Here is a 6,640-nt window from a genome sequence, read left to right as displayed (position 1 = left end):
TACGGGGTCATCGTGACGAGCGGCTGGCGCCGCGGCCTGCTCCTGCCCGACCTCGAGGGCGTCGACACACCCCGCCAACAGGTCGACATCGCGCTGCGCAAGGCCGGCATCCCAGCGAGCGAGCCGTACTCGCTCGAGAGGTTCCGCGTTGACCGCCACGTCTGATGCCGTTCGCTGCATGCGCGCGCGCACCCGCGTGATCGCGGTGGTCGGCCCGACCGGGGTCGGCAAGACAGACGTCGCCGAGCAGCTCGCGCTCGGCCTGCGGGGGGAGATCGTCACCGCCGACTCGATGCAGGTGTACCGCGGCATGGACATCGGCACCGCCAAGCGGCCGCCGGAAGAGCGCCGCGTACCGCACCACTGCATCGACCTCGTCGGCCCGGGCGAGCCGTACTCCGCGGCGCTCTACCAGTCCGACGCCCGGTCGGCCATCGACGACATCGCCGCGCGCGGCGGCACCCCGATCGTGTGCGGCGGCACCGGCCTGTACCTGCGCGCGGCCCTTGACGATTGGGCGTTCCCTCCCGGCGCGGCCGCCACGCCCGAGCGCGCCCGTTTCGAGGCACTCGCAGAGGAGCTCGGCCCGGTCGGCGTGCACGGCCTGCTCGCCGAGACCGACCCCGAGGCCGCGGCGCTCATCCACCCGAACAACGTGCGCCGCGTCATCCGCGCGCTCGAGATGTCGGCCTCGGGCACGCTCTACTCCGAGCAGGCGCGCAGATTCGCGCAGCGCGTCGGCGTGTACGACACCACCATCCTCGGCCTGGACGCCGCGAGGCCCGCACTCTACGAGCGGATCGAGGCACGTGTGGACCGCATGATGGAAGACGGCCTGCTCGCCGAGGTCGAGGGCCTTCTGGCGGCGGGATACCGGGATGCACTCACCGCCGCGGCGGCCATCGGCTACAAGGAGCTCGTGCCTGTGATCGAGGACGGCGCGGACGTCGACGAGGCCGTGGCCGCGATCAAGCAGGCGACGCGACGCTACGCCAAGCGCCAGCTCGGCTGGTTCCGCGCCGATCCGCGCGTCCGGTGGCTCGACGTCACCGCGCTGACGCCCCGCGACGCGGCCTCCCAAGGCTACGCACTGGTAGAATCCTAGCCTGACCGCCGCCGCTCCTTCGGGAAGGCCTCGCGATGGAACTGCGCTTCACCAAGATGCACGGCCTCGGCAACGACTTCGTCGTCGTCGACGACACGGACGCCGCCATCGACCTCACCCCTGATGCCGTCGCATGGCTGTGCGACCGCAACTTCGGGATCGGCGCCGACGGGCTCATCCTCGTTCGCCCTCCGCACGGGTCCGACGCCGAGTTCTCGTGGGGCTTCTTCAACGCCGACGGCTCCGTGGCCGAGATGTGCGGCAACGGCATCCGCTGCCTGGCCAAGTACGTGGTCGACCGCGGCATGGTGCCGTCCGACGCAGACACCCTGCGCGTCGAGACCGCGGGGGGCGTCCGCCGCATCGCGCTCACGCGCGACGCCGAGGGCGCCCTCGAGTTCGCCACGGTCGACATGGGCGAGCCGGTGCTCGCGCCCGCCGACGTCCCCACCACGCTTCCCGGCGACCGGGTGGTCGGCGTCCCACTCCCGACCGACCTCGGCGAGGTGCACGTCACCTGCGTGTCGATGGGCAACCCGCACACCGTCATCTGGGTCGACGACGTCGACACCGCACCGGTCGAAACCCTCGGCCCGCTCATCGAGAACGACCCCGCCTTCCCGAACCGGACCAACGTCGAGTTCGCTCGTGCCTTCGACGACGGCTGCATCGAGTTGCGAGTCTGGGAGCGCGGGGTGGGGGAGACGCTCGCCTGCGGCACCGGCGCGTGTGCCACGCTCGTCGCCGCGGTACTCGGCGAGCGCATCGCCGGCCGCGCGGCGACCGTGCAGGTACCCGGCGGCGAGCTCGCCATCCGATGGTCCGAGGAGGACGGCCGCGTCTACCTGACCGGCCCGGCCGCCGAAGTCTTCACCGGCCTCGTACAGGTGGCCGACGAGGACGGCTGACGCCTTCGCGTCCGGCCCACCGATCGTCCGCGCCTGCGCGCAGTGCCGTCGGGCGCTTCTGCTACCATGAACGCCGCGTGCGGCCCCTCCAAGCGCGCCGCCGCGTGTCAGCACAGGCCACCCACCGAAGAGGAGTGCCTTCCATCGTGAGGACCGCCGACCGCATCGCCAACCTGCCTCCGTATCTCTTCGCCGAGATCGACCGCAAGGCCGGCCTCAAGCGCGCGCAGGGCATCGACGTGATCTCGCTGGGCATCGGCGACCCCGACATGCCGACCCCGCACCGCATCATCGAGGCCATGCAGCACGGGATCCACAACCCCGCGAACCACCAGTACCCGAGCTACTTCGGCGCGAAGCGGTACCGTGACGCGTGCTCCGAGTGGATGCGCAACCGCTTCGGTGTCGACGTCGACCCCGACACCGAGACTCTCGCGCTCATCGGCAGCAAGGAGGGCATCGCCCACATCTTCCTCGCGTTCGTCGACCCTGGCGACGTCACCCTCGTGCCGGGCTGCGGCTACCCCGTCTACCACACGGGCGGCATCCTCGCGGGCGGCGAGTCGTACTTCATGCCCATGACCGAGGACAACGGGTTCCTCGCCGACTTCGAGTCCGCGCCGGCCGACGTGCTGGCGCGCGCGAAGATGATGTTCCTCAGCTACCCGAACAACCCCACCTCGGCCATCGCGAACGACGAGTACTTCGACCGTGCCATCGCATTCGCCAAGCAGCACGACCTGCTGCTCATCCACGACAACGCGTACTCCGAGATCGGCTACGACGGCTACCGGCCGACCAGCTTCCTCGAGCGCCCCGGCGCCAAGGACGTGGCGATCGAGCTGTTCTCCTGCAGCAAGGCGTACAACATGACCGGTTGGCGAGTCGCCTTCGCCTGCGGCAACGCGGCTGCGATCAAGGCGCTCGGCACCGTGAAGAGCAACATCGACTCGGGCGTGTTCACTGCGGTCCAGGACGCGGCCATTGAGGCGATGAACGGCGACCAGGACGGCGAGAACGTCGCGCTGTGCGCGGTCTACCAGCGCCGACGCGACCTCGTGTGCGCCGCGCTCGACAAGATCGGCATCCGCGCCGCCAAGCCGAAGGGCACCATCTACGTGTGGGCGCGCGTGCCCGACGGGTACACGTCGGCCGAGTTCGCCGAGAAGATCCTCGAGGACGCCAACGTCATCGTCCCGGCCGGCTCTGCCTACGGGCCCAGCGGCGAGGGCTACATCCGCATGTCGCTCACGACGCCCGACGAGCGCCTCCAGGAGGCCATCGCACGCATCGAGGCCGCTCTCTAGCCCGCCACGCGCAACATGTCCCGCCGCTTCGTCCCCCAGGAGGTCACCGCCGAGTTCCGCGACCGCGCGGTGCTGGTCGGGCTCGATCTCGGACGGGGCGAATGGCCGATCGAGGAATCGCTCGCGGAACTGGGGCGGCTCGCCGAGACCGCCGGCGCGCAGGTGGTCGCCACGCTGTCCCAGCGCCTCGACCGTCCCAACCCCCGCACCTTCATCGGCGCGGGCAAGGCCGAGGAGGTCGCCGAGGCGGCTCAGTGCGAGGACGCCACGCTCGTGCTCTTCGACGACGACCTGACGCCCTCGCAACAGGCCAACGTCGAAGCGCTCCTGCCCGGCGTCAAGGTCCTCGACCGCACCGCGCTCATCCTGGACATCTTCGCCCTGCATGCGACCAGCATGGAAGGCAAGCTCCAAGTCGAGCTCGCCCAGATGGAGTACCTGCTGCCGCGGCTGCGCGGCCTGTGGCGGCACTTCGAGCAGGCGGCCGCCGCAGCGGGCGGCAAGCGCGGCATCGGCACGCGCGGGCCGGGCGAGACGCAGCTCGAGACCGACCGCCGCCTCGCGCGCAGGCGGATCGCGCACGTGCGCCGCGAGCTCAAGCGCGTCGGCGCGGAGCGCGACCTCCAGCGCAGCGCGCGGCGGGGCTCGGGCGTCTTCCGCGTCGCACTCGTCGGCTACACCAACGCCGGCAAATCGACCCTGCTCAACGCGCTGACCGGTGCCGGCGCGTTCACGATGGACCTCCTGTTCGCGACCCTCGACTCGACCACCAGGCGCTACGAGCTGCCGGAGGGCCGAGAGGTCACGCTCACGGACACCGTCGGCTTCATACACAAGCTGCCGCACGGCCTTGTCGAGTCATTCAAGTCGACCCTCGATGAGGTCCGTGAGGCGGATCTGCTGCTGCACGTCGTCGACGCGTCTCACCCTCAGGTCAAGGCTCACATGCACGCGGTGCGCGAGGTCCTCGGCGAGCTCGGGGCGGCGGCCAGGCCACTCGTGCTCGTCTTCAACAAGACCGACCTCGCGGACCCGGGCGCGGTGGCCGCGCTGCAGCGGCGTCACCCGGACGCGCTGTTCATCTCGGCGGTGACCGGTGACGGCATCGCGGGACTCGTGACGCGCATCGCCGACGAGGCGGCGCGCGGTTCGATCCGCGTGGAGGCGGTCGTGCCGTACACGCGCGGCGACCTGGTCATGCTCGCGCACGAGCGCACGCAGATCCTCACCGAGGAGCACACGCCGGACGGCACGCGCCTCGTCCTGCGTGCCCCCGCGGGCGTCGCGGAGCGGTTCTCGGAGTTCGCCGTCGGAGCGGGCGAGGCAGACGCGGTCAACGACCCGGACGCATAGCCCGGCTGGCGGTCGCTAGATGCGCCTGAACAGCGCGACGACCTTGCCGAGCACGGCGAAGTCCACGTGCCGGTCGGCCCAGATCGGCTCCATCGAGCTGTTCTCGGGCTGGAGCAGGATGCGGCCGCCGCGGCGGAAGAAGCGCTTGACGGTGGCTTCCTCGTCGATCATCGCCACGACGATGTCGCCGTCGCTCGCGGTCTGCTGGGAGCGGACGACGACGTAGTCTCCGTCGAGGATGCCCGCCTCGATCATCGACTCGCCCTTCACCCGCAGGATGAACGTGTTCTCCTCGGCGAAGTCGGCGGGCAGCGGCAGCGTCGCCTCGATGTTCTCGGCGGCCAGGATCGGGGTGCCGGCAGCCACGGACCCCACGAGAGGGACGGCGTGCACCTGGCCGTAGTCGATGCCGCGCTCGGTGTCCCGGTAGTCGAGGACCTCCAGCGCGCGCGGCTTGCTCGGGTCGCGCCGGATGAGGCCCTTCGCCTCGAGCGCGGCGAGGTGGGAGTGGACCGTGGACGATGAGGAGAGCCCGACCTTCTCACCGATCTCACGCACCGACGGCGGATAGCCGCGACGGTGGATCTCGGCCCGGATGAAGTCGAGTATCTCGCGCTGGCGGTCCGTGACTTCGCGCTTGTAGACCATGGATGCCCCCTGACCGAACGCAGGTTCGACACTAGGATAGCCGCGGCGGTGCCCTGACGCAAACACCCGTTCGATTCCGTGCGTCGAACGTGCCACGAACGCCTGCCTCCACCGCTTGCAATCGAACACGTGTTCGCTATACTGATTGCGAACAGGTGTTCGGTTCCGACGTTGTCAGACCGGGTGCGTACCATGGCTCCCGACACGTCGATACGGGCGCGGAGGTGGCAGGATGAACGGCACGAGGACCATGCGGGGACGTACGCCGGCGAGGGCGCGCGCCGCGCAGGCCCCGGCGATCCGCCCGAGGGAACGGCTGCTCCTCGCGGGTGCCGCCGCAGCGGCGGCCCTCGCGCTCGCGATGCCCGCGCATGCGCGCAGCACGGCCGCCGCGCCCCGCGTGCACAGCATCCGCGTCGAGGCGGGGGACACGCTCTGGGAGCTCGCGGTCGAGTGCGCAGGCCCCGAGGCCGACCCCCGGCGCACCGTCGACCTCATCATGGCGATGAACGGCCTGGCCTCGCCGGACATCGCGGCCGGGTCCTACCTTCTCGTACCGGCGGATGACAGCCGCCCCTGACGATTCTGCGGCTTGCGCGCCTCGGCGCTTGTCACACAACATCTTGTGTGCTAAGGTGCCATCGTGCCTAGATATAGGGGTGGAGCCTGTGCGGTGCCCGTACTGCGGACATGAGGAGACCAAGGTCGTCGACTCCCGCGTCTCGGAAGCGGGAGACACGATCAGGAGGCGCCGCGAGTGCCTCGAGTGTCAGCAGAGGTTCACCACCTACGAGCGGCGCGAGGAAGTGCCGCTCATGATCATCAAGAAGGGCGGCGAGCGCGAGCCGTTCGACCGGGGCAAGCTCCTCAAGGGCCTGGTCGTCGCCACCGCCAAGCGCAACGTGACCCAGGAGCAGCTCGAGGGCCTCATCGACGACATCGAGGCCGAGTTGCACAACACCTTCCGCTACGAGATCCCGTCCAGCCTGCTGGGCGACATGGTGCTCGTGCGCCTGCTCGCGCTGGACAAGGTCGCATACGTCCGGTTCGCGTCGGTCTACAAGGAGTTCCAGGACCTCGACAGCTTCACGGCCGAACTCAAGCGGCTCAAGTAGCGCGAAGGGACACGCCATCCTCACCCCGAGACCACCGTACCTGCCGGAAGCGCCCTCTCACGGGTGCCCGACGCGGCGCCTCTCCGGATGGGACTCCGCCCACATCTCACACTGGCCCGGCCGGCTCGCCATCCGGGTCCGCCTCGCAGGTTGCACGTTCCGCTGCCCCTACTGCAGCAGCGCCGACCTGATCGAGCCGACAGG

Annotated in this window: 8 protein-coding genes; 7 read left to right on the top strand and 1 reads right to left on the bottom strand. The window is 70.1% G+C overall.

Annotated elements, in window-relative coordinates:
- The 5 genes from FDZ70_04885 to hflX all read left to right on the top strand — a co-directional run.
- The coding region (locus tag FDZ70_04885; protein TLM77916.1) for an AMMECR1 domain-containing protein at positions 1–165 on the top strand (165 nt) is incomplete at its 5' end.
- Between the two features lie 13 nt (positions 166–178).
- On the top strand, positions 179–1,105 hold the full coding sequence (gene miaA, locus FDZ70_04880) for a tRNA (adenosine(37)-N6)-dimethylallyltransferase MiaA (GenBank protein TLM77915.1): 927 nt from the start codon (positions 179–181) through the stop codon (positions 1,103–1,105).
- 35 nt (positions 1,106–1,140) lie between these two features.
- Complete coding sequence (locus tag FDZ70_04875) at positions 1,141–2,013, top strand: diaminopimelate epimerase (GenBank protein ID TLM77914.1); 873 nt, start codon at positions 1,141–1,143, stop codon at positions 2,011–2,013.
- A 146-nt stretch (positions 2,014–2,159) separates the two neighbouring features.
- Positions 2,160–3,320 carry an aminotransferase class I/II-fold pyridoxal phosphate-dependent enzyme gene (locus FDZ70_04870; GenBank protein ID TLM77913.1) on the top strand — a complete coding sequence of 387 codons (1,161 nt, stop codon included), beginning with the start codon at positions 2,160–2,162 and terminating at the stop codon, positions 3,318–3,320.
- Positions 3,321–3,335: 15 nt separating this feature from the next.
- A complete protein-coding gene (hflX, locus tag FDZ70_04865; protein ID TLM77912.1) occupies positions 3,336–4,673 on the top strand; it encodes a GTPase HflX in 1,338 nt (445 codons plus the stop codon).
- Between the two features lie 15 nt (positions 4,674–4,688).
- On the opposite strand, the gene lexA is transcribed toward hflX, so the two are convergent.
- Positions 4,689–5,321: a transcriptional repressor LexA gene (gene lexA / locus FDZ70_04860; protein ID TLM77911.1), complete on the bottom strand. Its 633-nt coding sequence runs from the start codon at positions 5,319–5,321 to the stop codon at positions 4,689–4,691.
- 232 nt (positions 5,322–5,553) lie between these two features.
- On the opposite strand from lexA, the gene FDZ70_04855 reads away from it, so the two are divergent.
- Complete coding sequence (locus FDZ70_04855; GenBank protein TLM77910.1) at positions 5,554–5,901, top strand: LysM peptidoglycan-binding domain-containing protein; 348 nt, start codon at positions 5,554–5,556, stop codon at positions 5,899–5,901.
- Positions 5,902–5,989: 88 nt separating this feature from the next.
- Positions 5,990–6,436, top strand: coding sequence for a transcriptional repressor NrdR (gene nrdR, locus FDZ70_04850; GenBank protein TLM77917.1), 447 nt, complete (start codon positions 5,990–5,992; stop codon positions 6,434–6,436).
- Positions 6,437–6,640: the final 204 nt, after the last annotated feature.

Source organism: Actinomycetota bacterium (genome assembly GCA_005774595.1).
Classification (GTDB): Bacteria; Actinomycetota; Coriobacteriia; order Anaerosomatales; family D1FN1-002; genus D1FN1-002.
Note: the sequence above shows the minus strand (reverse complement) of the source record. Positions and strands in the feature narration are given on the sequence as shown.

Bases quoted from the DNA above. Each gene is read 5' to 3' on its own strand.
- miaA (TLM77915.1), top strand. From the start codon at position 179: ATGCGCGCGCGCACCCGCGTGATCGCGGTGGTCGGCCCGACCGGGGTC.
- FDZ70_04875 (TLM77914.1), top strand. From the start codon at position 1,141: ATGGAACTGCGCTTCACCAAGATGCACGGCCTCGGCAACGACTTCGTC.
- hflX (TLM77912.1), top strand. From the start codon at position 3,336: ATGTCCCGCCGCTTCGTCCCCCAGGAGGTCACCGCCGAGTTCCGCGAC.
- lexA (TLM77911.1), bottom strand. From the start codon at position 5,321: ATGGTCTACAAGCGCGAAGTCACGGACCGCCAGCGCGAGATACTCGAC.
- FDZ70_04855 (TLM77910.1), top strand. From the start codon at position 5,554: ATGAACGGCACGAGGACCATGCGGGGACGTACGCCGGCGAGGGCGCGC.